22 protein-coding genes are annotated in these 25,825 nt (G+C 39.0%); 2 read left to right on the top strand and 20 right to left on the bottom strand.

The window, feature by feature from the left end; all coding sequences use genetic code 11:
- Nucleotide 1: 1 nt before the first annotated feature.
- The 18 genes from iorA to rho form a co-directional block, all read right to left on the bottom strand.
- Nucleotides 2–1,750, bottom strand: a complete 1,749-nt coding sequence (gene iorA, locus NHH15_RS07820) for an indolepyruvate ferredoxin oxidoreductase subunit alpha (protein ID WP_262066093.1) — start codon at nucleotides 1,748–1,750, stop codon at nucleotides 2–4.
- A 3-nt stretch (nucleotides 1,751–1,753) separates the two neighbouring features.
- Nucleotides 1,754–3,064 (bottom strand): phenylacetate--CoA ligase family protein, encoded by a 1,311-nt coding sequence (locus NHH15_RS07815; RefSeq protein ID WP_262066092.1) that lies wholly within the window; start codon nucleotides 3,062–3,064, stop codon nucleotides 1,754–1,756.
- A gap of 92 nt (nucleotides 3,065–3,156) precedes the next feature.
- Nucleotides 3,157–3,633, bottom strand: a complete 477-nt coding sequence (locus tag NHH15_RS07810) for a pyridoxamine 5'-phosphate oxidase family protein (RefSeq protein WP_262066091.1) — start codon at nucleotides 3,631–3,633, stop codon at nucleotides 3,157–3,159.
- A gap of 18 nt (nucleotides 3,634–3,651) precedes the next feature.
- The gene (gene mgtE, locus NHH15_RS07805; RefSeq protein ID WP_262066090.1) at nucleotides 3,652–4,983 is read right to left on the bottom strand and encodes a magnesium transporter; all 1,332 of its coding nucleotides are present in this window, start codon (nucleotides 4,981–4,983) and stop codon (nucleotides 3,652–3,654) included.
- A gap of 277 nt (nucleotides 4,984–5,260) precedes the next feature.
- A complete protein-coding gene (locus NHH15_RS07800) occupies nucleotides 5,261–9,679 on the bottom strand; it encodes a PolC-type DNA polymerase III (protein WP_262066089.1) in 4,419 nt (1,472 codons plus the stop codon).
- Nucleotides 9,672–10,727, bottom strand: a complete 1,056-nt coding sequence (gene ispG / locus NHH15_RS07795; protein WP_262066088.1) for a flavodoxin-dependent (E)-4-hydroxy-3-methylbut-2-enyl-diphosphate synthase — start codon at nucleotides 10,725–10,727, stop codon at nucleotides 9,672–9,674. Before ispG ends, NHH15_RS07800 begins: the two co-directional genes overlap by 8 nt.
- Before the next feature lie 75 nt (nucleotides 10,728–10,802).
- Nucleotides 10,803–11,210, bottom strand: coding sequence for a hypothetical protein (locus NHH15_RS07790; protein WP_262066087.1), 408 nt, complete (start codon nucleotides 11,208–11,210; stop codon nucleotides 10,803–10,805).
- A 14-nt stretch (nucleotides 11,211–11,224) separates the two neighbouring features.
- Nucleotides 11,225–12,187, bottom strand: coding sequence for a carbohydrate kinase family protein (locus tag NHH15_RS07785; protein ID WP_262066086.1), 963 nt, complete (start codon nucleotides 12,185–12,187; stop codon nucleotides 11,225–11,227).
- Entirely contained in the window at nucleotides 12,177–13,007 is an 831-nt protein-coding gene (locus tag NHH15_RS07780; RefSeq protein WP_262066085.1) for a DUF368 domain-containing protein, read from the bottom strand. Before NHH15_RS07780 ends, NHH15_RS07785 begins: the two co-directional genes overlap by 11 nt.
- Nucleotides 13,008–13,021: 14 nt before the next feature.
- Nucleotides 13,022–14,074 (bottom strand): histidinol-phosphate transaminase, encoded by a 1,053-nt coding sequence (gene hisC / locus NHH15_RS07775; protein WP_262066084.1) that lies wholly within the window; start codon nucleotides 14,072–14,074, stop codon nucleotides 13,022–13,024.
- On the bottom strand, nucleotides 14,071–15,261 hold the full coding sequence (locus tag NHH15_RS07770; protein WP_262066083.1) for a pyridoxal phosphate-dependent aminotransferase: 1,191 nt from the start codon (nucleotides 15,259–15,261) through the stop codon (nucleotides 14,071–14,073). The genes hisC and NHH15_RS07770 overlap by 4 nt, the downstream gene beginning before the upstream one ends.
- 1 nt (nucleotide 15,262) lies before the next feature.
- Nucleotides 15,263–16,171, bottom strand: coding sequence for a DUF2156 domain-containing protein (locus tag NHH15_RS07765; protein ID WP_262066082.1), 909 nt, complete (start codon nucleotides 16,169–16,171; stop codon nucleotides 15,263–15,265).
- Nucleotides 16,172–16,209: 38 nt separating this feature from the next.
- Complete coding sequence (locus tag NHH15_RS07760; RefSeq protein ID WP_262066081.1) at nucleotides 16,210–17,943, bottom strand: ABC transporter ATP-binding protein; 1,734 nt, start codon at nucleotides 17,941–17,943, stop codon at nucleotides 16,210–16,212.
- Nucleotides 17,944–18,001: 58 nt separating this feature from the next.
- Nucleotides 18,002–19,075 carry a peptide chain release factor 1 gene (gene prfA / locus NHH15_RS07755; RefSeq protein ID WP_262066080.1) on the bottom strand — a complete coding sequence of 358 codons (1,074 nt, stop codon included), beginning with the start codon at nucleotides 19,073–19,075 and terminating at the stop codon, nucleotides 18,002–18,004.
- Nucleotides 19,076–19,094: 19 nt separating this feature from the next.
- The gene (gene prmC / locus NHH15_RS07750; RefSeq protein WP_262066079.1) at nucleotides 19,095–19,955 is read right to left on the bottom strand and encodes a peptide chain release factor N(5)-glutamine methyltransferase; all 861 of its coding nucleotides are present in this window, start codon (nucleotides 19,953–19,955) and stop codon (nucleotides 19,095–19,097) included.
- Nucleotides 19,933–20,850, bottom strand: coding sequence for a DUF1385 domain-containing protein (locus NHH15_RS07745; protein ID WP_262066078.1), 918 nt, complete (start codon nucleotides 20,848–20,850; stop codon nucleotides 19,933–19,935). The genes prmC and NHH15_RS07745 overlap by 23 nt, the downstream gene beginning before the upstream one ends.
- Before the next feature lie 78 nt (nucleotides 20,851–20,928).
- Nucleotides 20,929–21,132, bottom strand: coding sequence for a 50S ribosomal protein L31 (rpmE, locus tag NHH15_RS07740; protein ID WP_262066077.1), 204 nt, complete (start codon nucleotides 21,130–21,132; stop codon nucleotides 20,929–20,931).
- 94 nt (nucleotides 21,133–21,226) lie between these two features.
- On the bottom strand, nucleotides 21,227–22,570 hold the full coding sequence (gene rho, locus NHH15_RS07735) for a transcription termination factor Rho (protein WP_262066131.1): 1,344 nt from the start codon (nucleotides 22,568–22,570) through the stop codon (nucleotides 21,227–21,229).
- Nucleotides 22,571–22,729: 159 nt separating this feature from the next.
- Here rho and mnmL point away from each other — a divergent pair, with 159 nt between their 5' ends.
- Complete coding sequence (gene mnmL / locus NHH15_RS07730) at nucleotides 22,730–23,656, top strand: tRNA modification radical SAM protein MnmL/YtqA (protein ID WP_262066076.1); 927 nt, start codon at nucleotides 22,730–22,732, stop codon at nucleotides 23,654–23,656.
- 1 nt (nucleotide 23,657) lies between these two features.
- Nucleotides 23,658–24,170, top strand: a complete 513-nt coding sequence (locus tag NHH15_RS07725) for a DUF4364 family protein (RefSeq protein ID WP_262066075.1) — start codon at nucleotides 23,658–23,660, stop codon at nucleotides 24,168–24,170.
- Between the two features lie 2 nt (nucleotides 24,171–24,172).
- Here the strand turns inward: NHH15_RS07725 and NHH15_RS07720 are convergent, their stop codons facing one another.
- Both NHH15_RS07720 and hemW read right to left on the bottom strand, forming a co-directional pair.
- Nucleotides 24,173–24,721: a nitroreductase family protein gene (locus NHH15_RS07720; protein WP_262066074.1), complete on the bottom strand. Its 549-nt coding sequence runs from the start codon at nucleotides 24,719–24,721 to the stop codon at nucleotides 24,173–24,175.
- Between the two features lie 9 nt (nucleotides 24,722–24,730).
- The gene (gene hemW / locus NHH15_RS07715) at nucleotides 24,731–25,825 is read right to left on the bottom strand and encodes a radical SAM family heme chaperone HemW (RefSeq protein WP_262066073.1); all 1,095 of its coding nucleotides are present in this window, start codon (nucleotides 25,823–25,825) and stop codon (nucleotides 24,731–24,733) included.

Here is a 25,825-nt window from a genome sequence, read left to right as displayed (position 1 = left end):
ACTATTCACCCACCTTTACAAATTTTATGGCATCAAATTTACACAAATTGTAGCATAGGCCACATCCAGTACACATGGTTTCATCAATATCAATGGTTCCATCCTCATTCTTACTCATTGCAGGACATCCTGGTTTTAAACACATACCACATTTTTTGCACTTCTCACTAATTGGCTCATAGTGTGGCTTCTTTCCCTTGGTCAACAGTACGCAAGGTGATTTTGTAATGATAACTGAAATCTCATCTTTTGCAGTCTCTTCTTTTACTGCTGCCTCTAGTTTCTCTAAATCAAAAGCATTTATTTCTTGAACATTTTGAATCCCAATTGCCTGACACAGTCCCATAAGATTAACGGCATTGGTGGGATCTCCTTGTAAGGTTTTCCCTGTTGCTGCATGCTCTTGATGTCCTGTCATTCCTGTCGTTGAGTTATCCAGGATCATTACGGTTCCTGTTGCCTTATTGTAAACCATGTTCATAAGGGAATTCACTCCTGTATGCAGGAAGGTAGAGTCACCAATTACTGCCACCCAGTTCTTGACATAATCTTTGCCCCTTGCTTTTTCCATCCCGTGAAGAGTGGAAATGCTGGCTCCCATACAGACTGTTGTGTCTACAACACTCAAAGGAGGTACTGCTCCTAAGGTATAACAGCCTATGTCTCCTGCTGCGTGAATCTTTAACTTGTTTAAAACATGGTAAACGCTTCTATGAGGACAGCCTGGGCAAAGAATCGGTGGTCTGTTTGGAACCTGCACCACGCTCTTTAATTCAATGGTTTCTCCTAAAATATTCTCCCGTATCATATTGGCAGAATATTCTCCCAGTAATGTGAATTTATCTTTTCCAATAACATCAATTCCCCAGGATTTAATCTGCTCTTCCATAAAGGGATCTAATTCCTCAATCACATAGAGTGTTTCTACTTCTTTTGCGAAATCCATTATCATCTGCTTTGGCAACGGATAAACCATACCCAGCTTTAAGGTAGATGCTTCTGGAAGAGCTTCTCTCACGTATTCATAAGGAATTCCACTGGTAATCACACCAATTTTCTTATCCCTGTATTCAACTTTATTCATCGGAAGGGTATTCGCAGCTTCCCCAAGTTCTTCCATTCTCTTTTCAATTTCCACGTGACGGTTCTTGGCATTTCCCGGCATCATTACTGTTTTTGCCACATTTTTTTCGTAAGGCTTATCTTCCACTTCTTTCCGTTCCTCCAACGGAACTTGTCCTTGTGAGTGGGCCAATCTCGTTGTAATACGGAAAATAATAGGACGATCAAATTTCTCACTGATTTCATAAGCCTCTTTGATAAATTCTTTTGCTTCCTTGCTGTCAGAAGGTTCAATAACCGGAATCTTCGCGGCTCTTGCCACCATTCTGGTATCTTGCTCGTTCTGTGAGCTGTAAAGACCTGGGTCATCTGCAACGACAATCACCATTCCACCATTTACACCAATGTAAGACATCGTATAAGCAGGATCCGCTGCAACGTTGAAGCCTACATGCTTCATACAGGCAAGAGAACGTACTCCTGAAATAGACGCTCCAATTGCCACCTCTGTTGCCACCTTTTCATTTGGAGCCCATTCGCAATATACATCATCTTTATACTGCACCATATATTCGCTTATTTCGGTACTGGGTGTTCCAGGGTATGCAGAGGAAACCTTTACTCCTGCTTCATAGACCCCTCGGGCAATTGCCTCATTACCCAGCATAATTTTCTTATCATTTGACATACTCTAAATTCCATCCTTTCTTAAATCCGTAACTCTTTTCGCCTTTCCTTCAAACCTTTGAAGTGACTGAGGTGCCACAAGCTTTATCTTCGTCGCCAGTCCCAGTTGTGCTTTCAATCCATTCTTAATACGATCTCCTAATTCACTTAAGAGTTTATAACTGTCTAACAAACGATCATCCACTAGCTCAACAGATATCGTCATAACATCCAAATGATTCACTCTCTCTACCAGGATTTCGTAGTGAGGTCCTATTTCCGGTATATCAAAAAGAACTTCCTCAATCTGAGTTGGGAATACATTCACCCCTCTGATAACAAGCATATCATCGGCTCTTCCTGTAATATTCTCCATACGTACTGTCGTTCTTCCACAAGAACATGGTTCGTAAAAAAGCCGGGTCAAATCACCTGTTCTATAGCGTACAAGTGGCAAAGCCTCTTTGTTCAGACAAGTAATGACAAGCTCTCCCTTTTCTCCCGGAGGCAACACCTCCATGGTTACAGGATCAATAATTTCCGGTATAAACCAGTCTTCGTTTATATGCATCCCAACTAAGGCTTCACATTCTCCTGCCACACCGGGACCACACAGCTCACTCATTCCGTAATTTTGAGTACAGAAGAAGTCTTCTCCCCAAACCTTACGCATTTCCTCACGCATGGCTTCTGTCATACCTTCTCCTCCAAAAAGTCCAATCCTTAAATTCAAGTCCTTTTCCGGATCCATCCCTCTGCTTTTAATCTCTTCTCCTAAATGAAGTGCATAAGAAGGAGTTGCCACCAGCAACGTAGTTCCTAAATCTTTCATAAACATAATTTGCTTATTTGTATTGCCTGAAGACATGGGTATTACACTCGCTCCCAGCTTCTCCAAACCGCCGTGTAATCCTAATGCTCCAGTAAAGGTTCCATACCCAAAAGCAATTTGTGCTACATCCTTGCTGGTAGCACCGCCCATACAGGCCACTCTGGCTACGTTGTTCAACCAATTCCCTAGGTCTTTTGCTGTATATCCTACCATTGTCGGTTTCCCTGTCGTCCCACTGCTGGCATGAAAGCGAACAATGTCCTTTTTCTCTACTGCAAAAAGTCCCGTAGGATAATTGTCACGAAAATCTGCTTTATATGTGAAGGGAAGCTTTCTCAAATCATCTAAAGATTGAATATCTTTCGGATTGACACCCGCAGCATCCATTTTGCTCTGATAAAGCCCGACATTCGAATAGATATAATTGACAGTCTCCTTTAGCTTCTTTAACTGCAATGCTTCCATCTCGTGCCTTGGTAATGTTTCTTCATCTGCCCAAATCATTCATTCTTCCTCCTTGTTTAAAATCTGTTAAAAACATGCATAACAAGTATAGCACAATACTTTCGCGAGTTAAAGCATTAATTTGCAAAAATCTATTTATTCTCCTTACAGCTAAAGGAATCTACTGCCACCTTAATCACTGAAATTGCTTTCACATATTTGCTTTCAAATTCTTCCAATTGAAATTTTTTTCCAGTTTGAGCTTCCATTAGAATTCTTAATCCTTCTTTCTTCTCTTCCTCATCTTCAACAATTTCCCCTTTTCCATTTCCGATAATAGAAGCATAACGATAAGTATAGCTACATGGAATTTCTCCTTCCACCAACTGTCCTTCTCCATCCATCTCAAATCCAACAGCAGGATTTTCTTTCAGCATTTCAATCTTTTTCCCCAGTTTTGCACTATGAAAATAAAGAGTCAGCCTCCCATCCTGGTATTCATATCCGTAGTTCAGTGGAACAATATAAACTCCCTCTTTCCCTGAAAGCCCCAATCTGCAAATCTTAAGTGAATCCAGTATTCTTTTGATTTCCTTTTCATCCTTCACTTCTCTGTCTTTTCTTCGCATTCTTTTTCCCTTCCTTTTCTACAGCTTAAATAATATCGTAGCAATTTTAAAATAAATTATAATCGAACAAGTATCCACAACCGTTGTAATAATCGGAGACGCCATTATCGCAGGATCCAACTTGCATTTCTTGGCCAAAAGCGGCAGCATACTTCCCACCACCTTTGCAACAATAATAGTTGCAATCAAGGATAATGCAACAACAATTGCCATATTTAAATTCTTATAGACCAAGTAGATACGCAATCCATTGGCTAATGCCAAAGTAATTCCTACTAATATTGCCACCCGGAATTCCTTCCATAAAATCTGAAAAGCATCTGAAAAATTCAGCTCATCAATGGCTAATCCCCTAATAATTAGCGTGGAGCTTTGAGAACCACAGTTTCCTCCGGTATCCATTAACATGGGAATAAAGGAAACCAAAAGGGGAATCACTGCAAAAGCTTCTTCATAACGGGTAATTATAGCTCCTGTAATACTGGCCGAGAACATCAGAATTAACAACCACACAATCCGATGTCTTGCCTGAGAAAATACTGAGCTTTTCAAGTAGGATTCCTCATTAAACTCCATAGCTGCCATCTTCTGCATATCTTCTGTTGTCTCTTCCTGTAATACATCAATCGCATCATCAAAGGTTACAATCCCCACCATCAAATCATCTGGATCTAGAACCGGAATTACAATCAGTCCATATTTACTAAACATCTTTGCAGCATCTTCACGGTTGTCTGTTGTTCGAATGGAAACAAACTGATCCAGCATCAAGTCTATGATTTTCTCATCTCTTTCATGGGTAATAAGATCCTTTGCCGTTACCAGACCAAGCAGTTTTTTATTTTCCACTACGTAGCACGTATAAATCGTTTCCGAATGAATACCTATGGTACGAATCTTATCGAGAGCTTCTCCTACGGTCATTTCCTTTTTTAATGTTGCATACTCTACGGTCATAATACTTCCAGCACTATCCTCTGGATATTTCAGCAGCATATTTACGTCTCTTCTCGTATCTGTCCTGACTCTTTCCAAAAGTCTCGTTACAACATTGGCTGGCATTTCTTCCAGAAAATCCACTGCATCATCGGTATACATGCTGTCTAAGATATACGTAATTTCCTGATCCGTAAAGCTTTTTACAAGCTCCTGTCTTTCTTCATCATCCATATAAGAAAAGACCTCTGCACCTCTTTCCTTATCCAGCATACGAAATACCAAGGGACGGTCTTTTTCATCCAAATCCTCCAGCAGTTCTGCAATGTCTACTGGATTCATTTCTTTTAACTCATCATGAATCTCTCTGAACTCTCTGTTTTTTATCAAATCCATTACATTAATCTTTGTCATTTTTTTCCTCCTTTTTCGGAGTTTTTTCTATCAAAAAAAATCCGTCAAAAACCGACGGATTTCTCAACACCAAAGATGCCTATGTAATGGAAAAAAAAGAATACAAAGGCACTCCACGGGAAGCAGACATCCGTCTATACACTATAAAGTTACAACTTCGTTCCGGAGAACCTTCCATATTCTTTCACCTGCCTTTTATTAAACTTCTTTAAGCATATCTTAATTTTTCACTCTTTGTCAACTTCTATTTGAAAACAAATGCTGCGTATCCATCTCCTTATAAGTCAAAAATCGACATCTGATTTGATTTTGGAATATCTCCAAACAAATCCAGATTTTCCATTGTTTCAATAACTGTCTTGCTGACCTTTGTTCTTATTCTAAAATCATCTATTGATAAATACTTTCCATCTTTCGAAGCTTCTTCCACAGCTTCCGCAGCCTTTTCGCCCATTCCCTCAATACTGCTGAGAGGCGGCATCAATTTATTATTCACAATGACAAATCGATTGGCTTTGGCCTGATAGATATTGATTGGCTCAAACTCATACCCTCTTGCATACATCTCTTGTACAAGCTGCATATCCTTCAAGGTATCCTGTTCTTTTTTTGTCAGCTCGTCGCTTCTTGCTTTATAGTCTTCCATATAATATTTCAAACGTTCTTTTCCTTGGCACATCAATTCATAATTAAAGGCATCTGCACGGATTCCAAAATAAGATCCATAATAGGCCAGGGGATAATTAATTTTACAATAGGCAATTCGATAGGCCATCATAACGTAAGCTGCTGCATGGGCTTTTGGAAACATGTATTTGATCTTTTTACAGGATTCGATATACCATGGTGGGATATTAGACTCTTTCATTGCCTCTTCCTGATCCGGCGTCAGTCCTTTTCCCTTTCGTACCTTCTCCATAATATTAAAGGAAAGAGCGGGATCCATTCCTTGGTTAATTAAGAAGGTCATAATATCATCTCTTGTACATATCGCCGTGGAAATTGTGGCTTGTCCACTTCGTATCAAGTCCTGGGCATTATTAAGCCATACGTCTGTTCCATGAGATAAGCCTGAAATTCTTATTAAATCCGAGAGATTTGTCGGTTTCGCTTCTAATACCATCTGAATAACAAAGTCGGTACCAAATTCCGGAATCCCAAGACATCCCAGCTTCGTTCCACTGATATCCTCCGGTCGGATTCCCAAGGCCTTTGTATGATGAAACAAAGACATTACGTCTGGATCATCCAAGGGTATATCAACTGCATGAAAGGGATTCGTCTCTTCATTATATTCATTGTCCATCGCCTCTGAATTAATATAACTCTCTAAAGATTTAATCATTGTTGGATCATCATGTCCTAAGATATCAAGCTTTAGAAGATTACTATCAATGGAGTGATAATCAAAATGAGTGGTAATCGTATCGGTACTCATATCATTGGCCGGATGCTGCACAGGTGTAAATTCATTAATATCTCTCCCATGGGGAAGTACAATAATTCCACCTGGATGCTGTCCTGTACTTCTTCGGATCCCTACACACTCCTTGGCCAAACGGTCAATTTCCACATTTCGCTTATTGATACCTTTTTCTTCATAATATTTCTTCACATAACTAAAGGCGGTCTTTTCCGCTAAGGTTCCAATGGTTCCGGCACGGAAGGTCTGCCCTTCTCCAAAGATTTCCTCTGTATACTTATGTGCGGTACTTTGATATTCACCGGAAAAGTTCAAGTCAATATCCGGTTCCTTATCTCCCATAAATCCTAAGAAGGTCTCAAAAGGAGTATCAAACCCATCCTTTACCAATGGTTCTCCACAATTGGGACAGTTCTTATCCTCCATATCCCACCCACAGCCTCCTGCAAAGGCTTTTACCTCTTCGGAATCAAAGTCACTGTAATGACATTTCTTACAATAATAATGGGGGGAAAGAGGGTTTACCTCTGTGATTCCTGCCATGGTAGCTGCAAAGGAAGAACCTACAGAACCTCTGGAGCCCACCAAATACCCGTCTTCAACCGATTTCCAAACCAGTTTTTGTGCAATAATATACATAACTGCGTAACCATTTGAGATAATCGAATGAAGCTCTCTCTCCAATCGCTCTTCTACAATTGGCGGCAAAGGATTCCCATACATAGAGTGTGCCTTTTCATAGCAAATCCTCTTTAAGTCTTCATCCGAGTTTTCAATAACCGGAGGACACTTGTCCGGATGAATTGGCGAAATATCTTCTATCATATCTGCAATCTTATTTGTATTATCCACCACAATCTCTTTCGCCTTTTTCGAGCCTAAATACTCAAACTCTTCCAGCATTTCCTCTGTGGTATGAAAATAAAGGGGAGGCTGGTCATCTGCATCACTAAATCCCTTTCCTGCCATAATAATCTTTCGGTAAACCTCATCCTTTGGCTCCATAAAATGAACATCACACGTCGCAACCACTGGCTTATTCATCTTTTCTCCCAGCTCCACAATCCTCCGATTGATATTTCTTAAATCCTCTTCATTTTGAATCTCTGAGAAACGATCCTCCTTAATCATAAAGGAGTTATTTCCAATGGGCTGTACCTCCAGATAATCATAGTAATCTACAATCCGTGCGATTTTCTCCGAGGAACTATTACTGAGCATTGCCTGAATCAATTCTCCTGCTTCACATGCACTTCCAACAATTAAGCCTTCCCGCAAATTGGATAACTCACTCTTTGGAATCCTTGGCTTCCGATAATAATATTCCAAATGGGATTTCGAAATAAGCCGATATAAATTCACTCTTCCAATCTCGTTCTTTGCCAAAATAATAACGTGATAATAACGTTCCTTTTTGACAGCATTAATGTTTTTTGCTCCAATACGATTTAGATCTTTCAAGGTAAAGACTTCCCGCTTTTTCAACATCTCTAAAAAATGTACAAAAATTTCCGCTGTTGCATTGGCATCATCTATTGCTCTGTGGTGATTATCCAATGGAATTCCAAGAGCCTTGGCTACAACATTTAACTTATACTTTGAAAGCTGGGGCAGTAAAATTCTGGCAAGGGCAACGGTATCCAAATATGGATAATTATGATAAATATCCATATACCGCATATTTTGCTGGATAAACCCAACATCAAAGGAGGCATTATGGGCTACTAGCACACTCTCTCCGATAAAATCTAAAAACTTCGGTAGAATTTCTTCAATAAGGGGGGCTTCCAAAACCATCTGATCTGTAATCGAGGTAAGCTGGGTAATTCGATATGGAATCGGCACCTTTGGATTCACATAAGAGCTGAAGGTATCCACAATCTTGCCCCCTTGGATCTTCACTGCTCCAATCTCAATAATCTTATCCTTAATACTGCTGAATCCTGTGGTCTCAAGATCAAATACAACATAAGTATCATCCAGCGTCTGGCCCGTTTCTCCGATTGCAATATCCTTCAAATCATCTACTAAATATCCTTCCACACCGTAAATTACCTTAAAAGGATCTTCTTTATTCTCCCTCCTGATATCTTCGATCACATGGTGGGCTTCAGGAAATGCCTGTACAACACCGTGATCCGTAATTGCAATTGCCTTATGTCCCCATCCATGTGCTAATTTTACTAAATCCTTTGCAGAAGAAATCGCATCCATATCACTCATCTTGGTATGGCAATGAAGCTCCACTCTCTTCTCCACTGCCTTATCTTCCCTTCGTGTGACAAAATCAGCAATTATTTTCATTCCTAAAACCAGGGATATTACTACTTCATTTGCATACGTATCATATCTCGCCAAACCTTTTATCTTAAAGCAGGCTCCTTTTTTTATTTCACCAATCAGATCCGGAAAATCCTCGCTTTTTGCAAAGATTTTACACATAATCGTATCGGTGTAATCCGTTATTGCAAAAGAGATAATCGTTCGATCCAAAGATATTTCTCTGGTTTCTACACTGATGACCTTTCCTCTGATTGTCACATCTGAATTATCCCCTACTCGGGAAATATCAATAGAATCCTCATCAAAAGGCCGTCCCCAGACAAGGGTAGGATCGTTTTTCGAACGTTTAAAGCCTTGTTGTCCTTTCCCACCTCTCCCTGTTGCTTTTCCAGGTGTTTGCTTCACTGGTTCCTTCGGTTTAGACTGTTTTAGAATCTCACGAATTTCCTGTTGGATTTGGCGGTCGTTATCTTTATTGACCGACTCCACCTCTTTGTTGTAGGTTGTCTTAATCTCAACCGGCAAGGAAAACCGCTCTGTATATACGGATCTCAAATACGTGATAAGTTCCTTTTCTTTTTCACGCATAACAATATTATCCGGCACTTCCAGCATCAAAACACTTCCATCAAAGGTGATTTTTGCGTTTTGAAACATATTCTTAAGCACAAGACTCTTTTGTCCCAGTTCTATTGAAAAGCTGTCATAATACTCCTCCATAATATAACTGGTAGTATACAGCGCAGATAAGGAATAATTTTCAATGATACAGATTTTAATATTTCCCTTTGGAAAGAGCTGCTTTTTTATTTCATCTTCTGTTTGATAAACTTTCCCCTTCGGTAATATATGGCTGCTTTCCAAGTATATTTTTACACAATCCCGTCGTGATGTTGTGGTTACTTTGTTGACCTGAACTTCTAAAAAAAGAGCCGTCAAATCACTATTTAGTTTTAAACTTGTAAATACGTCAAAAAATGCTTTACTCATTCCAGTGCATAAGCTCCCATCTTAATGTCTCTAACAGTTTATCCTCTTTTACCTTTTTAACAATCTCACCTTTTTTAATCAGAACGCCTTCACCAATTCCACCAGCCACACCTATATCTGCGTCTTTTGCTTCTCCAGGGCCATTTACCACACATCCCATAACAGCCACCTTAATGTCAAGTGGAATGTCCTCCACTAACTCTTCAACCTGATTTGCCAGGCCAATCAAATCAATTCTCGTCCGTCCACAAGTGGGGCAAGATACCACTTCCACTCCACCTTTTCGAAGACCCAGTGTCTTGAGAATAATCTTTGCACTTTTTATTTCTTCTTTTGGCTCTCCTGTCAAAGAAACACGTATGGTATCTCCAATTCCTTCGTTCAATATGAGTCCAAGACCTATGGAGGATTTAATATTTCCTGAGAGTAAGGTTCCGGCCTCTGTAATCCCTACGTGGAGAGGACAGTCCACGCTTTCTGCAGCCAATTTGTAAACCTCAACACAAGTCAATACATCGGACGACTTGATACTTAGCACCAAATTATCATACCCCATTCCTTTGATTAAATTAATTTTATCAAGGGCACTTTCCACAAGGGCTTCCGGGCAGACTTTGCCATACTTTTCCAATAGGTTCTTTTCCAAGGAACCACTATTTACTCCCACACGAATGGGAATGTTCTTTTCCTTTGCTTTTTCCACTACTTCTGCAACTCGTTCTTTGCTGCCAATATTCCCGGGATTAATACGAATTTTATCCGCACCATACTCCATTGCTGCAATGGCAAGCTTATAATCAAAATGAATGTCTGCAACCAATGGAATATGAATCTCCTTTTTTATTTCTGAAATTGCTTTGGCTGCTTCCATAGTAGGGACTGCAACCCGAATAATATCACAGCCCACTTTTTCTAACTCCAAAATCTGTGCCACTGTTCCTTTTACATCTTCTGTTTTTGTATTGGTCATCGATTGAATGGCAATCGGATTTCCACCACCAATCGGAACATTTCCTATGTATACCACCTTTGTGTTTTCACGTTTCATTCGTTTCCTCCAATGACGAAAGAGGCTGTCACAAAAACAGATTTTGCAACAGCTCCTTTCCTTCTTCTTTTCACTTTATTTCTTCTCAAACATATATTGTTCTCCGTACTCCGGATTTGTCAAGGTTAGCATTCCACCTTCCACATTGTAATTAAAGGTGCCGGATAGGATGTTAAGGAGTCCATTGTCTGAGGATTTTCCCATCTCCTGAAAACTTACTTTCTTTTCGGAACGACTCAATGTATAGCGAAACTCCACACTTTCTCCCTTTTCATCTCCATCTAAGAGAGTGATTTTTGCCACATTACTGCTATTTAAATTCATTTCCATGCTGCCATCATCCGCTTGCCAGCTTCCGCTAATCGGATTTGTTGTAAACATTTTAACCAAAATCATTACTGCTACTATTACAACAGCAATTGTGGAGATTCCAAAAACAATTCTCCATATTTTTGTTCGCTTTTCTTCGTTTTCCACAATCATCTTGATCGCTCCTTTTATTGACGGCTTTTATTTCTTAATGCTTCTACTTCTTCGATATCTGGCATCGATAAAATTGCACCTTTTCTTGTTGTCGTACATGCCGCTGCTGCATTTGCAAAATCGATAATTTCAGCCAAATTCTCTTTGTTCAAGTTCTCAATGCCATGTTCCAGGACTCCACCGATTCCACAGGCTGTAAAAGTATCTCCTGCACCAGTGGTTTCAATTGTTTCCACCTTATATCCTGGCATTTCCACTCGAATATCCTTATAATAGGCCCTGCTTCCATCCTTTCCCATCGTCAGGAAAACCAACGGAATATTATATTTCTCACGGATGATACGAATGCCTTCGTCGTAATCCTCTACTCCTGTTACAAATTGAATTTCATTGTCTGATATTTTCAGGATATCACACTGTGCAAATCCTAACTCCATCATTTCTTTTGCCCGTTCTAAAGTATCCCATAGAGGAGGACGCAGATTCGGGTCGAAGCTAATAAGCACATTGTTTTCTTTCGCTACTTTTAATGCCTCCATTGTTGCACCGTAAACTGGTTCTGAAGTCATCGAAAGAGTTCCAAAATGAAACACTTTTGAATCTTTTATCAAATCAAAATCCACTTCCTCACTTGTAAGCATCATATCTGCTCCTGGATTTCGATAAAATGAAAAATCTCTGTCCCCGTCAGGAAAGGTATGTACAAAGGCAAGGGTTGTATTGACTTTTTCGTCTTCCACAATACCTTTGGTCTCCACACCGACCTTTTTAATCGTCTCGATTAATGTCTTCCCAAATTGGTCTTTCCCTACTTTTCCAATAAAAGCAGTGTCTCTTCCCAATTTTGTCAACATTGTCAATACGTTACAGGGCGCTCCTCCCGGGCAGGCCTCGAATACTGTATTTCCTTGGTCACTTTCTCCATAAGTAGTAAAATCAATTAACGTCTCTCCCAGAGCGCACACATCATATCTCATTTTTCATTTTCCTTTCTTCCCATTTCCCCATTAGATAAATGGAGACAAATCCAACTATAAAAGTTACAATACAAACCACCCACTGTGATCCTTTGGGCAAACCATCCATTTCTTTTATTATATCACCTATAGAGCCAATTACAAATCCAATAATAACCAGATAAGTTGGTGTTGGATGCTTTTTCATTGCCAATTCCAATATTCGTGTTAATAGAATCACGCCTAAAAGCATTCCAATGCCAAAAGGAATCAGTACTAAAAAATTCCGGTCACCTATGGCTCCATAGATAAAATTATATACCCCCATCATATAGAGCATCGCTGAAAAAGATATCCCCGGTAAAATCAAACCCAAGGCTCCTAATACTCCTGCAAAAATTTGTATGATTACGGTAACCAAATTCAAATCTGTAACCGTAAAGAGGTTCTTAGGCAGTCTGGTAAACAGAAACACAATCAGCAATCCCAATGCACCATAAAAAAGTATCTTTGGTGAGAGTTTTTCAACCTTCGCTTCTTTATAAATGACCGGAAGACCGGCTGCAATTGCTCCCATCACGAAAAAAGCCACTTCTTTTGGAAAAGCAATATTCAGTCCTGTCACCACTTTTGACAATAACAAAAATGCCACTCCCGCTCCCAGTACAAATTGAATTAAAAAGAAAAAATTCTTTTTTACATTATCCGTAAAACGGCTTACGGATTCAATCAAACGATCATAGACCTTAAAGACCATACACATGGTCCCCCCACTCACTCCCGGAACGAGCATAAAAGCTCCCACAACAAATCCCTTCATAACTGTCATGATTTCCAGCATCTAGTCTCCTCGTTTCAATTCAAATATTCTTTCATAAACTTGATGAGCTTCTCCATCTCTTCATTGGTTCCAATGGAAATCCTCAAATAATCAGATACCGGCTCATCCATCCAGTGTCTCACATAAATATCCTTTGCTTTTAAAGCTTCAAATAATTTCTTTGCATTTGCTTCTTTATGTTTTACAAACAGAAAATTTGTTGATGAATCTAAAACCGTAAACCCAAGACTTTTCAACTCTATTTTCACTTGTTCTCTCGTTTCAATGACACGGGCAATCATCTCTTTAAAATAAGCATCATCTTCGATTGAAGCCTTTCCACACTGAATCGAAACTGCATTTAGTGTGTAGGAATTAAAGGAATGCTTCGTATTATTCAGATGTTTAATTAAAACTTTACTTCCAATCCCATAACCAATTCGCATACCTGCCATAGACCTTGATTTTGAAAACGTGCGTATCACTAATAAATTCTCGTAACGATCCAAAAGCTTTAACGCTGATTCTTTTGCATAATCAATATAGGCCTCATCAATAATGACAACCACATCCTGATTATGCTTTAAAATATCTTCTATCTCTGAAAGTTCCATATAAAGAGATGTTGGTGCATTTGGATTCGGTATAATAATGCCACCATTATCCTCATAAAAATCTTCTTTTTCGATTACGAAATTCTCATCTAACTCCGTGCATTTGTAAGGAATGTCATATAAATCCGCCCAGACTTTATAGAAGGAATACGTCACCTTCGGGAAAAGAATTGGCTTTTTCCCATGAAAAAACGTTAAAAACGAAAGGGCTAACACCTCATCCGAGCCTACTCCTGCAAAAACCTGTTCTGGGTCTACACCGTGATAATCTGCAATCGTATCTACCAGTTCCTTTATGGTTGGGTCAGGGTAAAGACGAAGCACATCCACATCAAAATTATGCAGCACCTTCTCCACCTCTTTTGAAGGAGGATATGGATTTTCATTGGTATTCAACTTGATTACCTTGTTTTGTGGCTGCTCCCCCGGTGTATAAGGAACCACTTTTTTTATATTTGCTTCAAATGATTTCATAGTCCAAATTCCTTTGCCAATTCCTTGAATTTCGGAAGTGAATTTTGAATTGTCTCATAGGCAACACAGTAGGCTATTCTTACGTATCCCGGGCATCCAAAAGACGTTCCCGGAACAATAAGGATATTATATTCTTTTGCCTTTTTAACAAATTCTTTTTCATCTGCTACAGGAGACTTCATAAACTGATAGAATGCCCCCTGTGGCTTTACACATTCAAATCCAGCTTCTGTAAGCCCTTTGTATAAAGCATCTCTATTCTTTGCATAATAGGATAAATCCGTTTTTTCATTGATGCATTTCATAACCAGCTTCTGTTGAATATTCGGAGCATTTACATACCCTAAGATTCGCGTTGCAACTCCAGCTGCCACCTTTAAATTCTCGCTGTCTGTCATTTCATCTGGAATCACTAAATACCCGATACGTTCTCCCGGAAGAGATAAGGATTTGCTGAAAGAATATCCAACAACTGTATTATGATAATATTGGGTCAGAAAAGGCACCTCAATATCACCATACACCAATTCCCGATAAGGTTCATCCGATACAAGACAAATTGATGTGTTATATTCACGTTCTTTTTCCAGTAAAATTCTACTGATTTCTTTTATCGTATCCTCCGAATACACAACACCAGTCGGATTATTTGGAGTATTGATTATAACAGCCTTTGTTTTCTTTGTGATTTTCTCTTTGAACTCATCCAGTTTTGGCATGAAGTTTTCAAGATTTGGAGAAACCTCAACAATTACTCCATCATAATTGCTTACGTAAGAACGATACTCCCCAAAATAAGGAGCAAACACAATCACCTCATCTCCCGGATTTAGGATTGCTTTTAAGATTACATTTAATCCACCAGCTGCTCCAACCGTCATAATAATATTCGAAGCATTGAAGTGTGTCTCAAATTTCTGATTCAAGGAATTTGCAACGCATTCTCTGACATCTTCAAATCCACTATTGCTGTTATTATAACCGTGCAGCTCCAAAGAAGGCACCTCATCCACAATCTCTTTTATACTTTCATTGACTCTCTTAGGTGCTTCTACATTTGGATTCCCCAGGCTGAAATCAAATACATTTTCTCTTCCGTGTATTTTCGCAAGGCGGTTTCCTTCTTCAAACATTGCTCTTATGGCTGAGCTTCCTTCTACCATCTTCATCATTTTTTCTGCAATCATTTTATCTCTCCTTCAACGTAACTTCTCCCTTTTGCAACAAGAATGCCGGATAATAAGATAGCTTTGCTTTTCTCAAACCTTCTACTCCCGCATCATCTTCCCGATTGACATAGGTATATCCTTCACAGGCATGAATTACAAACTGCTGGTTAATCATCGGATATGCTCCATCTATATCAGCAAAGGCTTTTTCGATGTGGACCACAAAGGTATCTGAGCTCACTCTCTCCCCGATGGTATAGGCAATCACCTCTCCATCCAGTCTTATAACGCCTCCCGTGAGTTCAAGCTCTTCAAATAATCTTAGGGCATTTTGTGCCACCATCATTTCAGCGGTTTGTTCTTCGTCTTCAAAACAGCCTTTTTGCTGACACCACTTGAGATTCATTTGAAAACAATCTTCCAAGTTCTCTTTGGACATGGGTTCATAAGCCCATCGTCCTTCATTCACTTTAAGAAACTTGTTAATATGGTTTCTTTTCCCATGAAGCTTCTTTCCTGCCAGAGTTGCAAGCTTTTCCTGTTCATAAACGTAATCCGCCACATCTCTTACATATTCGATCTGAAATTTATCAGGATACGCCTCTTCAATTTCTTCAAACTGATTTTCTGTTACGAAATACATTTTGAAAGGAAATCCTTTTTCTTCACTATATTGCTCCAGAATTCCAATTGTTTTATCTATATTTTCTATTTTTCCCGCTGGATAAGTAAATGCCAAATCACCCTCTACTTCTCGTTTAAATACCAAGGTATCTTCAATAATTGCAAAGGTTACCGGGCTGGATTTCGACCACAAATAGATGTTTGCAAATGTTCTTTCACAGCTTCTTCCTGTGTGATGATTAAAATAGTGACTAATTATATCTTTATCTTCTAAGGTTGCTTTTTTAAAATTCAAATCTGTCATAATATTGTCTCACTTTCCAAAAAGTATTGTACCACATCTTAATTAAAATTCCTATGATATAAAGACTCATATACACCATTTTCCTGGAGTAATTCCTCATGAGTTCCTTCTTCTACAATGCCTCTTTCTGTTAAAACCAAAATCTTCTTGGCATTTCTTATTGTGCTGAGGCGATGGGCAATCACAAAGGTAGTCCGGTTCTCCGCCAACCCTTCCATTGATTTTTGAACTACATTTTCACTCTCATTATCCAATGCAGAAGTTGCTTCATCAAAAATGAGAATGGATGGATTTTTCAAAAATACCCGGGCGATTGAAAGGCGTTGTTTCTGTCCACCTGACAACTTCACACCTCTTTGTCCTATATCTGTATTGTACCCCTCCGGGAAGCTCATAATAAATTCATGGGCATTGGCATTTTTCGCTGCCCGAATGACTTCCTCATCTGTCGCATCGTATTTTCCATAACGTATATTATCCATAATCGTTCCTGCAAAAAGATATACGTCCTGCTGAACAATTCCAATGTTTTCCCGTAAATCCTTTAGCTTGATATCCCGAATATCCATATGATCAATAAGTATCTTTCCTTTTGACACCTCATAAAACCTGGGAATCAAACTACATAAGGTTGTTTTTCCTACCCCGGAAGGTCCAACAAGTGCAACATATTCTCCCGCTTTTACCTGAAGGTTAATATGACTAAGAACCTTTTCATTTTTTTCTTCGTATTGGAAAGACACATCTTTAAATTCAATTTCTCCTTTTAACATTTCCACACTGACTGCTTCTTCTCTGTCTTTGATATCTGGTGCAATAGCCAGTATTTCCAAGAAACGTTCAAAACCAGAGTATCCATTTTGAAATTGTTCCGTAAAGTTTACCAGCTTTTTCACTGGCTCAGTAAAGTTATTGATGTAGAGTAAAAATGTGATTAAGTCTGTCACTTCTACTTGCCCTTGTATCATGAAAAATACACCTACCACTAAAACCGCTACGGTAATCAAGGTACTCATAGCCCCTAAGCCGGAGTGATAAATCCCCATATACTTGTAGCTCAGTTTCTTTGCTTCCACAAAGTGGTCATTCCCTGCCTTGAACTTTTTCATCTCTACCTTTTCATTGGCAAAGGATTTGACCACACGGATACCGGAGAGACTGTCTTCTATCTGGCTGTTAATTTCCGAAATACGTTCCCTGTTTCTTCGAAAAGCACTTTTCATCTTTCCATTGTAGTAAAACGCATAAATTGCCATAATGGGTATAAATGCAAAGGCAACCAAAGCCAGCTTCACATTGACCAACAGTAAAATGATAAAAGACCCAATAATTTTAATTACTGAAATCACAAGGTCTTCTGGACCATGGTGCAGTAACTCACTGATGTCAAACAAATCACTGGTGATTCTGGATAATAAAGACCCAACCTTTTGATTATCATAAAATGCAAAGGTAAGCTTTGTATAATGTCCAAAGATATCTCTTCTCATGTTTGCTTCAATCTTCGCACCCATAATATGTCCAAAGTAAGCAATGTAGAAATTACAAAACATCTCTATCAATACCAATCCCAGCATAGCAAGCCCCAGCATCAATACCGTATGCAATGCTTTGTCATGAGAATAGTGTATCACGTCATTGGTAATATAGCGCACAATAAGCGGTATCACCAAGGTTACTGCTGCCCCTATAATAGCAAAGAACATATCACTGAAAAACAGTGCTTTATAGGGTTTATAATACCCGATTAGTTTTTTCAAATTTTCTTTCAATTTTCTTCTCCTCTATATGGAAAATGAGCTGCCGCATTTATCTACGACAGCCCAATATTTAGTCCTGATTCATATTTGCTAATTTTGCTGCCTGATCCGCTGCAATTAAGCTATCGATAATCTCATCCAAATCTCCGTTTAGAATGGATTCCAGTTTATGCAAAGTAAGTTTGATTCGATGATCCGTTACTCTTCCCTGAGGGAAGTTATACGTTCTGATTTTCTCGGAACGGTCTCCTGTTCCCACCTGGCTTCTTCTTTCCTTCGCTTCTTCGCTTTGCTTCTTCTGAATCTCCAGTTCATAAAGTCTGGCTCTCAATATTTTCATCGCTTTATCTTTGTTCTTTAACTGAGACTTTTCATCCTGAGAAGAGATTACAATACCAGAAGGCATATGCGTTAATCGAACCGCAGAGTCAGTAGTATTTACACTCTGTCCACCATTTCCTGAGGCACGGAATACATCAAATTTAATATCATTCATATCAATTTCAACGTCTACTTCTTCGGCTTCTGGCATAATAGCAACCGTAATGGTAGAGGTATGTATTCTTCCACCACTTTCTGTTTCTGGCACCCTTTGCACACGATGAACACCGCTTTCATATTTCAGTCTGGAATATGCTCCTTGCCCCGAAATCATAAAAACACATTCCTTAAATCCACCAATTCCATTTTCATTTAAAGACATCATCTCAGTCTTCCAGCGTCTGCTTTCCGCATAATGTACATACATACGGTAAACCTCGGCTGCAAACAAAGCTGCTTCGTCTCCGCCTGCCCCTGCCCGAATTTCCACCATAACGTTTTTATCATCATTTGGGTCTTTGGGAAGTAAAAGAACCTTAAGCTCCTTCTCCAATTCTTCTACACGACTCTTGGAATCATTCAATTCCATTTTTGCCAATTCTCTTAATTCATCATCGCTTTCTTCATCCAGCATGGCAAGTGAGTCTTCTATATTCGTCTTACAATCCTTGTATTCTTTATACGCTGCTACAATAGGACGCAAGTCATTTTCTTCTTTCATAAGAGCCGTATAGCGCTTGGTATCATTAATTACTTCCGGCTGAGAAAGCTCATTCATCAGTTCATCATACTTCCTGAGCAAATCTTCCAATTTATCAAACATATTTCTCTAATTCCTCCTGTTACTCATCACTGCCATTGTACCGAGCCTTTACAACCCGGTCAAGACCTGTTAAATCTTTTTTCACAACAATTCCATGAAAATCTTTCATTTTTAAAAGCTGAACCACATCATCTGCCTGATCATAACCGATTTCAAAAATCAGAATCCCCTCTTCTGTTAGATGGTTCGGGCTCATTTCAATGATCCGGCGATAAAAATCCAAGCCATCTTCTCCGCCATCCAATGCAAGCATTGGATCATGGATTTTTACCTCTTCTTCCAAACTGTTGATTTCTTCTTTTCTGATATATGGCGGGTTCGACAGAATCATCTGGAATCTGCCTTCTACCTGCTGGAACAAATCACTCTGAAAAAAAACTGCATCCACTCCTAAATTCTCTGCATTTCTTTTTGCAACCCTTAGAGCATCTGGTGAAATATCCACACCAGTCCCTTCAACGTTCTTTTTCCTGGTATGTTTTAGAAGGGAGAGCAAAAGACATCCTGAGCCTGTACACATATCTAAGACTTTGCTTTCATTTTCTATTTCACCGAGGGCTTCTTCCACCAATGTTTCACTATCTTGTCTTGGAATTAATACATCTTCATTGACATAAAACTTTAGACCCATAAATTCCTGTTCCATTGTAAGATGCTGCAACGGGATTTTTCTGCTTCTTTTTTGGATAAGGCTTTGATATTTTTGTAAATCTTCTTCTCCTATCATTGCCTCCGGATTTGCATAATAGTTTCCACGGGAAACTCCTGTAACAAACTCCAGTAAATAGAATGCATCTATTGCATACTCTGTAACACCGGCCTTTTTTAAGGTATCCATCCCCCAGCCATATGCATCTTTAAGACACTGGTTTTCCTTCATCTAAAAACTCTCTCCAATCAAACACTTCTTCCACTGCACGAATCGCCACTTCAATCATAGAATCATCTGGCTCTTTTGTCGTCAGCTTCTGTATCGCCAACCCTGGCTTGCTTACCAAATTGATTATTGGATTTTCGCTTCTTCCTGCCAGCTTTAATAGTTCGTAAGATATTCCCGCTATCACAGGCATAAGAGCAAGACGAATGACAATTCGCATGATGGTAGACTCCACCGGAATTAAAAGCAATAAGATGACACTTATGATTAAAACAAAAAAGATAAAGCTCGTCCCACATCTTTTATGTTGTCTGGATGATTCCCTTACATTTTCTACTGTTAATTCTTTTCCATCTTCAATGCAATTAATGCACTTATGCTCAGCTCCATGATACATAAAAGTTCTCTGAATGTCCTCCATACGAGACACCAGCAAAATATAACATACGAAAATGCCAATCCTAAGAAATCCTTCAATAATCGTTCGTATAGCATAGGAAGCAATGAATGGTTTCACCAAATTCATAAGCAAATAGGGAAGCACCATAAAGATTCCAATTGCAAGAACAAAGGATACGATTGTTGTAATCGTCATCATAAGCTTTTCTTTTTTCTCGCTCTTTTCTGTCTTATCTTCTTCCTCATCTTCATCCATAGCATAATTTGCTGAGATCATCAGAGTTTTCACTCCCATAATCATCGATTCTATAAAATTAAATACTCCTCTTATAAAAGGAGTCGTCGTTAACTTTTTGGATTTGAAAAAATTTTGATATTCATGCTTTTCAACTGCTATTTCTCCTTGAGGTGTACGAACCGCCAATGCATACTCATTGCCGTGGCGCATCATAATCCCTTCCAAAACAGCCTGTCCACCAATGTTGGATGTTCTTTTCATATCATTACACCTTTTACAAATTTCTTGGTATGAAACAAAAGGTTGAGATTTATAAAAACCTCAACCCTCGTAACATACTTATTTGTCCATTCCGTATCTCTTGTTAAACTGATCAACTCGTCCACGAGCTTTTGTAGCTTTTTGTTGTCCTGTGTAGAATGGATGGCACTTTGAACAGATTTCCACATGAATCTCTTTGTTTGTTGAACCTGTTACAAATTCATTTCCACAGTTGCAGGTCACTTTTGCCTGATAGTAATCTGGATGTATTCCTTCTCTCATAGTATCACCTCTTTTAATTATTATTTCACACGATACACGTGATTGTTTCACTTTTAAACAGCTTTGTTAGTATATCATAAAAGCATGTCTTTGTCTAGTTGAATTTCGTCTTTTTTAACCATTGAATAAATTCTACATTATTTTCTGTTTTTGAGAACATATAAAGAATCTTGTCAACTGCTTCATCACTTCGATTCCCATTAAGATTACGGCGCATGTAATCCGTCGCCGCTTTTTCTTCTCCCTCAAAGAGTAAGTCATCTCGTCTGGTACCAGATTTTAAAATATCGATTGCCGGGAAGATTCTACGTTCTGACATTTTACGATCCAACACAAGCTCCATATTACCTGTTCCTTTGAATTCTTCATAAACCACATCATCCATTTTACTTCCTGTGTCTACAAGAGCCGTTGCTAAGATTGTAAGACTGCCGCCTTCTCTCATATTTCGTGCCGCACCAAAGAAACGTTTTGGCATATGAAGTGCTGCCGGATCCAATCCACCTGAAAGTGTTCGCCCTGACGGCGGAACAGTTAGATTGTATGCTCTTGCAAGTCTTGTAATGCTGTCCAGTAAAATCATTACATCCTGTTTTTGCTCTACCAATCTCTTCGCCCGTTCAATCACCATTTCCGAAACTCTCTTATGATGATCTGGCAATTCATCAAAAGTCGAGTAAATTACCTCTACATTTTCTCCCTCAATGGCTTCTTTAATATCCGTCACTTCCTCAGGACGCTCATCAATAAGCAGAATCAGCATGTGTACTTCTGGATTGTTTTCTCTCACAGATAAGGCCACCTGTTTTAAAAGAGTTGTTTTTCCAGCCTTTGGTGGAGAAACAATCATCCCTCTTTGTCCCTTACCAATTGGTGAAATCAAATCCATTACCCTCATTGCCCTATTATCTTTTGTGGTCTCTAATTTCAGACGCTTATTAGGGAAAATGGGAGTCATATCCTCAAAATTTCCACGCCCGATTATTTCACGAGGAGATAATCCGTTTATTTTGGACAGGTATAATAAAGCGCTAAATTTTTCCTGTTGGGTTTTTACTCTCGTATGTCCCTCTAAAATATCTCCAGTCTTTAAATTAAACTTACGAATTTGGGAAGGTGACACATACACATCCGCATCTCCCGGCAAATAATTATCGCTTCGTATAAAACCGAAACCATCTGCCATCACCTCTAAAATACCAAAAGCCTTATCCCCACTATCTAAAGCCTTAAATTCCTTTGTTTCCGTTTTTGCAGCCTCTGTCTTAACCGGCTCTGTCTTAACCTGTTCTGCCTTCTCCACTTCCGCCTTTTTGTCTTCTTGTAACATTACTTCAATGAGTTCTGCCTTTTTTAGAGCTGAAATACCCTTGATCCCTCTGGCCTTTGCCAATTCTTTTAGCGTCGCAAGAGGTAATGACTCATACTTTTCACGCATTGTGTTTTTATTTCCTTTCTCTTTCATTATTTATCTTTTATCCCTTGGAATTTTCGTCAGAAACGACTGGATGAATACACTTCTCAAAGTATACTACAAAAATCTTGGAAATACAATGAAAAATATGATAATATACCTATCAGAAGGGATTAACAAATTATGAAAAAAACATGGGGCGATAAACCTTACCATTCTTTGGACTATTATTTAAAGCAGACCTTTGGAGAAAAAGTCTACAAAGTCTCCTTAAACACAGGCTGTACTTGTCCAAACCGTGATGGCTCTCTTGATACAAGAGGCTGTATATTCTGCAGCAGCGGTGGCTCTGGGGATTTCACTTCCTCTTCTTCTTTGTCCATTACAGAACAAATTGAAGCAGAAAAACTTCGGATTGGAGATAAATATAAAGGTTCCTCTTATATTGCTTATTTCCAAGCCTTTACCAATACATATGGCAATCCTCAAAGACTGGAATCTCTTTATCTGGAGGCTGCAAACCATCCTGACATTAAGGCGATATCAATTGCAACCCGAGGTGACTGTCTCCCGGATGAGATTATTGATGTGCTTTGCCGCATTCATAAAATAAAGCCGGTTTGGATCGAACTAGGATTACAGACAATCCACGAGAAAAGTATTGACTTTATTCGCAGAGGCTATTCCCACCAAACCTTCGATAAAGCTTTGAATCAATTGAACATCCATAAAATTCCCGTGGTTGTCCACATGATACTGGGACTTCCCGGCGAAAGCCAGAAAGAGATTTACGAAACATTACAATACATTAACCAGTCTCCTATATGGGGGGTAAAAATTTCTTTGCTCTACATTTTAAAACAGACAGATTTAGGCGTACTGTTTGAGCAGTCTCCTTTCTGTATTCCATCCTTGGAGGAATATTTGGATTTCATCGGATTTTGCATCGGGCATTTAGACCCTGATATTGTCATACACCGTTTAACAGGAGACGGCCCAAAAAACTTACTCATCGAGCCAAAATGGACAGCAAACAAAAAACTGGTATTAAACAGACTTCACCACTATTTGAAGGAACAGGATATTTGGCAGGGAAAGGAGCTGAAATAAAATGGCAGACGTAAACTTGCTTTATAAATTAATCGTATTATACATGTTAAACAAGGTGGACTTCCCCTTGGCAACCTCACAGATTTCAGATTTCATCTTAGACAAGGGTTACACCACATATTTTAAGCTGCAGCAAACCTTGTCGGAACTAGAAAATTCCGGCTTTATTCGTGTGGAAAACACCCACAATCGTACTCTTTACCATTTAACAGAGGAGGGTGAAAAAACACTCCACTATTTTTCAAAAGAAATATCTGGAGATATCATTGCAGATATTGATGTTTATCTGTCCGAAAAAAAATATGATTTGAAAATAGAATCTCAGATTAAAGCAGATTATTATGAGAATGTGAATCATGAATACACCGTACGTCTGCGGGTAATGGAAGGAAACGTTCCCCTGATTGACTTAAACGTCTCCGTTCCATCGATTGCAGAAGCGCAAACAATTGCGGATAATTGGTACAAAAACAGCGAAGAAGTTTATTCTTTGATTATGCAAAAACTTCTATAAAACTATTGTTCCTCTCCCCAGGTTTCATATCGGATTATTTCTTCCAGCTTTTTTCTTGGTCTTTCTTCTGGTTGTTCCGCACCGTATCCTAATGCTACAATCCCTACAACATACTGGTCTTCCGGTATGTCTAAAAGGGGTCTGACGTCTAGCTGCTGGTACCATCCTGTCCAACAAGTGGAAAGTCCTTGGTTTTCTGCTTCCAACAAAATATGGGTAATTGCGATAGAGGTATCACGAATCACACGTTTCAATGCAAAGAAATCACTGGTTTCATTGACGTAAACCTTTTCTCCTCCAATCCATTTTCTAATATCGGCTACACAAGCAATTAATACCGGTGCCTCCTCCATCCAATACTGCTCATGGTCTGCAAAGGCAAGAGCTTTTTTCGTCTCTTCATTTTCAATCACAATAAATGTCCACGGCTGCATATTATGTCCTGAAGGCGCCATCCGCGCTGCATTTATAACCTCTAAAAGCTTTTCTTTTTCCACTGGTGTATTTGTGTATTTTCTTACACTTCGTCTGTTTTTAATTGCATCTAACATAGAAACCTCCTATTCTTTGTCAAAAATAAAATGCTGCATCACATAGTTGCTGATATCAATCCCTCTCTCCGTCAAAAAAATCCTTCCCTCTTCTCGCATCAGAAGCTTATTGTCCACCAATTTCAGAAGTTCATTTTGATAAATTTCATCCACATTTTGGGCAAATCTCTTTTGGAAATCCATTTCCCGAATGCCTTCCATCTTGCGAAGTCCTAAAAACATAAACTCTTCCATAAGACTTTCTCTGGTTAATACCTCTCGCTTTTCATTTTCCACGAATCGTTCCTTGTCAAGAAAGGACGCGGCACTTCTTCCTATTCCCAGATATTCATCCATATTCCAATATTTTAAGTTATGTCTGCATTCATACCCGTTTTTGGCATAATTCGATATTTCATAGCGATTGTATCCATAATTCCAGAGAATTTCCTGTGCCCCTTTATACATTTGTCTTTCTTCCTCTTCGTCTGGAAGTACCATTTCCTTTTGTTGATACCATTGAAAAAACGGAGTTCCTTCTTCAATAATAAGGCTGTAAACAGACAGATGCTCCGGATTTAAGGCGGCCGTTTTTTTAAGTGTGCTTACAAAGCTATCACTGGTCTGCTTGGGGATTCCAAACATGAGATCCACATTAACATTTGAAAATCCTTCGTTTCGTACCATTTCATAACTTCGTAGAAAATCCTCAAAAGTGTGAATCCGTCCCAGGATTTTCAATTCTTCGTCTTTGGCTGATTGCAAACCGATACTTAATCGGTTGATTCCTGCCTGCTTATACTCTCCTACTTTTTCCTTTGTTGCCGTTCCAGGATTCATTTCTATGGAAATCTCGGCATCCGCCTCAACAGAGAAGATGCTGTAAACCTTTTCCATCAGTCTTTTTATTTCTCCCGGTTCTAAAATGGAGGGGGTCCCCCCTCCAATAAAAATTGTATCCACTTGATAATCTTTTGCCATTTCACGATACGTATCAAGCTTCCTCAACAAATTTGTCACATAAGTCTTTTGCTCCTGGAGCGTCCCTTTTTGAGATGGGAAGTCGCAGTAATTGCATTTCTTAATGCAAAAGGGTATGTGGATATACAGTCCTAGTTTTTTCAT

This window comes from Aequitasia blattaphilus (genome assembly GCF_024721305.1).
Classification (GTDB): Bacteria; Bacillota; Clostridia; order Lachnospirales; family Lachnospiraceae; genus Aequitasia; species Aequitasia blattaphila.
The sequence above is the reverse complement of the archived record's forward strand: the minus strand, read 5'-3'. Positions and strand labels throughout refer to the sequence as shown.

What these genes read in the sequence shown, in the direction of transcription:
- NHH15_RS07800 (WP_262066089.1), bottom strand. Translation starts at nt 9,679, where the DNA reads ATGAGTAAAGCATTTTTTGACGTATTTACAAGTTTAAAACTAAATAGT.
- NHH15_RS07725 (WP_262066075.1), top strand. Translation starts at nt 23,658, where the DNA reads ATGGCAGACGTAAACTTGCTTTATAAATTAATCGTATTATACATGTTA.
- NHH15_RS07765 (WP_262066082.1), bottom strand. Translation starts at nt 16,171, where the DNA reads ATGACAGATTTGAATTTTAAAAAAGCAACCTTAGAAGATAAAGATATA.
- NHH15_RS07815 (WP_262066092.1), bottom strand. Translation starts at nt 3,064, where the DNA reads ATGATTTGGGCAGATGAAGAAACATTACCAAGGCACGAGATGGAAGCA.
- NHH15_RS07785 (WP_262066086.1), bottom strand. Translation starts at nt 12,187, where the DNA reads ATGAGATATGATGTGTGCGCTCTGGGAGAGACGTTAATTGATTTTACT.
- hisC (WP_262066084.1), bottom strand. Translation starts at nt 14,074, where the DNA reads ATGAAATCATTTGAAGCAAATATAAAAAAAGTGGTTCCTTATACACCG.
- prmC (WP_262066079.1), bottom strand. Translation starts at nt 19,955, where the DNA reads ATGAAGGAAAACCAGTGTCTTAAAGATGCATATGGCTGGGGGATGGAT.
- NHH15_RS07770 (WP_262066083.1), bottom strand. Translation starts at nt 15,261, where the DNA reads ATGATTGCAGAAAAAATGATGAAGATGGTAGAAGGAAGCTCAGCCATA.
- rho (WP_262066131.1), bottom strand. Translation starts at nt 22,570, where the DNA reads ATGCGTGAAAAGTATGAGTCATTACCTCTTGCGACGCTAAAAGAATTG.
- ispG (WP_262066088.1), bottom strand. Translation starts at nt 10,727, where the DNA reads ATGAAACGTGAAAACACAAAGGTGGTATACATAGGAAATGTTCCGATT.
- mnmL (WP_262066076.1), top strand. Translation starts at nt 22,730, where the DNA reads ATGAAAAAAACATGGGGCGATAAACCTTACCATTCTTTGGACTATTAT.
- NHH15_RS07745 (WP_262066078.1), bottom strand. Translation starts at nt 20,850, where the DNA reads ATGAAAAGAACATCCAACATTGGTGGACAGGCTGTTTTGGAAGGGATT.
- hemW (WP_262066073.1), bottom strand. Translation starts at nt 25,825, where the DNA reads ATGAAAAAACTAGGACTGTATATCCACATACCCTTTTGCATTAAGAAA.
- NHH15_RS07780 (WP_262066085.1), bottom strand. Translation starts at nt 13,007, where the DNA reads ATGCTGGAAATCATGACAGTTATGAAGGGATTTGTTGTGGGAGCTTTT.
- rpmE (WP_262066077.1), bottom strand. Translation starts at nt 21,132, where the DNA reads ATGAGAGAAGGAATACATCCAGATTACTATCAGGCAAAAGTGACCTGC.
- prfA (WP_262066080.1), bottom strand. Translation starts at nt 19,075, where the DNA reads ATGTTTGATAAATTGGAAGATTTGCTCAGGAAGTATGATGAACTGATG.
- NHH15_RS07720 (WP_262066074.1), bottom strand. Translation starts at nt 24,721, where the DNA reads ATGTTAGATGCAATTAAAAACAGACGAAGTGTAAGAAAATACACAAAT.
- iorA (WP_262066093.1), bottom strand. Translation starts at nt 1,750, where the DNA reads ATGTCAAATGATAAGAAAATTATGCTGGGTAATGAGGCAATTGCCCGA.
- NHH15_RS07810 (WP_262066091.1), bottom strand. Translation starts at nt 3,633, where the DNA reads ATGCGAAGAAAAGACAGAGAAGTGAAGGATGAAAAGGAAATCAAAAGA.
- NHH15_RS07790 (WP_262066087.1), bottom strand. Translation starts at nt 11,210, where the DNA reads ATGATTGTGGAAAACGAAGAAAAGCGAACAAAAATATGGAGAATTGTT.
- mgtE (WP_262066090.1), bottom strand. Translation starts at nt 4,983, where the DNA reads ATGACAAAGATTAATGTAATGGATTTGATAAAAAACAGAGAGTTCAGA.